The 2104-nt window shown below is 69.2% G+C and carries 2 protein-coding genes; one reads left to right on the top strand and one right to left on the bottom strand.

Going from position 1 to position 2104, the window contains the following annotated elements; translation table 11 throughout:
- On the bottom strand, positions 1 to 405 hold a 405-nt coding region (locus tag ACWCPY_RS43170; RefSeq protein ID WP_451274664.1), incomplete at its 3' end, for a hypothetical protein.
- Between ACWCPY_RS43170 and ACWCPY_RS43175 the strand changes: the two genes are divergently transcribed.
- On the top strand, positions 385 to 2104 hold a 1720-nt coding region (locus ACWCPY_RS43175), incomplete at its 3' end, for a hypothetical protein (protein ID WP_451274666.1). The two genes, ACWCPY_RS43170 and ACWCPY_RS43175, sit on opposite strands and share 21 nt — an antisense overlap.

Consider the following 2104-nt stretch of genomic DNA (forward strand, 5'->3'; position numbering starts at 1 on the left):
CCGGAATTCGAGCACCTCGACCTGCAGGGACATGAGATCAGGGTTGTCCTTGAGGTCGCCGGTATCACCGTCCGGGAATTCACACTGCGGTTCGGTGGCGAGCGGCGCAAGCGGTTGGGGGTGCGGGTGAGGAACCTGGGCGGGCACGGCCTCGCCCACCTTCCGACCATCGAGGACCTTGCCCGTATCATCCGCGAGCTGGCCGGGGAACGCACCGGTGTGCACCTTGACGACCTGGCCATCCACCTTGGCAGCCTGCCGGAATTCGAGCACCTCGACCTGCAGGAATTCGAGATCAGGGGTGTCCTTGAGGCCGCCGGTATCACTTTTCGGGAATTCACATTGCTGGTCGGTGGCGAGCGGCGCGAACGGCTCGGGGTGCGGGTGGAGGACCTGGGCGGGCACGGCCTCGCCGGGGACGAGTTGGGTGAACTGCCCCCGGACGCCTCCGAGGGGCCGGGCGGGACAGGACCGGAGGAGACCATGAACCCGGCCGACCCCAACCAGACCCACCACCCCGCTTCCCCTCCACTGATCGTCGAGGACCTTACCCGCACCATCCGCCAGCTGGCCGCGCAGCACGGACGGCGGGCCGGGGTCGGTGTGCACCTCGCCGACCTGGCCGCCCACCTCGGCCGGACACAAGACGAGATCAGGAGCACCCTCACGGCCAACGGCATCAACGTCAAGAAGCTCGACCTGCAGTTTGACGGTGAGCGACGCAACCTGCTGGGGGTGCGGGTGGATGACCTGGGCGGGCACGGCCTCGCCCACCTCCCGCGCATCGAAGACCTCGCCCGCACCATCCGCGAGCTGGCATCAGCGGACAATAACAGCGGTGTGCACCTCGCCGACCTGACCACCCACCTCCGTGGCCTGCCGGAATTCGAGCACCTCGACCTGCAGGGAGATGAGATCAGGGGCGTCCTTGAGGCCGCTGGCATAAGCGTCCGGCAGTTCACACTGCGGTTCGGCGGCGAGCGGCGCGACCGGCTGGGAGTGCAGGTGGACGACCTGGACCGGCACGGTCTCGCCCACCTCCCGACCATCGAGGACCTCGCCCGCACCATCCGTCAACTGGCCGGGGAACGCACCGGGGTGCACCTCTCCACCCTGACCACCCACTTCCGCCTACAGGAATACGAGATCAGACACGTTCTCGAGCCTGCCAGCATTAACGTCCAGCAACTCAAACTGCCGGTCGGCGACAAGCAGCGCCATCGGCTGGGGGTGCGGGTGGATGACCTGGGCGGGCACGGCCTCGCCAGGGACGAGTCGAGTGAACTGCTCCCGGATGCCTCCGAGGGGCCGGGCGGGACAGGACGGGAGGAGACGACGGGCCCGGCCGGCCCCGGCCGGGCCCACCACCCTGCCTCCCCCCCACTGGCCATCGAGGACCTCGCCCGCACCATCCGTGAGCTGGCCGGGGAACGGGCCGGTGTGTACCTCGCCACCCTGACCACCCACCTCCGCCGGACGGAAGCCGAGATCAGGAGCACCCTCAAGGCCAACGGCATCACCGTCAAGACACTCCGCCTGCGGTTCGACGGCAAGCAGAGCAAGCGGCTGGGGGTGCGGGTGGATGACCTGGGCGGGCACGGCCTCGCCCACCTCCCGACCATCGAGGACCTCGCCCGCACCATCCGTGAGCTGGCCGGGAAACGGACCGGTGTGCACCTCGACGCCCTGGCCGCCCACCTCCACCTGAAGGAATTCCAGATCAGAGCTGCCCTAGAGGCCGCAGGCATCACCGTCCAGGGACTCGCGCTACGGTTCGGCGACGAACGGCGCCAATTGCTGGGGGTGCGGGTGGATGACCTGGGCGGGCGCGGCCTCGCCCAGCTCCCGACCGTCGAGGACCTTGCCCGCACCATCCGTGAGCTGGCAGCGCAGCGGAAACGGACCGGTGTGCACCTCGCCGACCTGGCCGCCCACCTCCATCTGCGGGAAGACGAGGTCAGGGGCGTCCTCGAGGCCGCCAGCGTCAGCGTCAAGAAGCTCGACCTGTGGTTCGGCGGTGAGCGGCGCTTCTGGTTGGGGGTGCGGGTGGATGCTTTGGGCGGGCGTGGCCTGGTTGGGGGTGGGTCGGGTGGGCTGTCCCGGG

This window comes from Streptomyces sp. NPDC002403 (assembly GCF_053593015.1).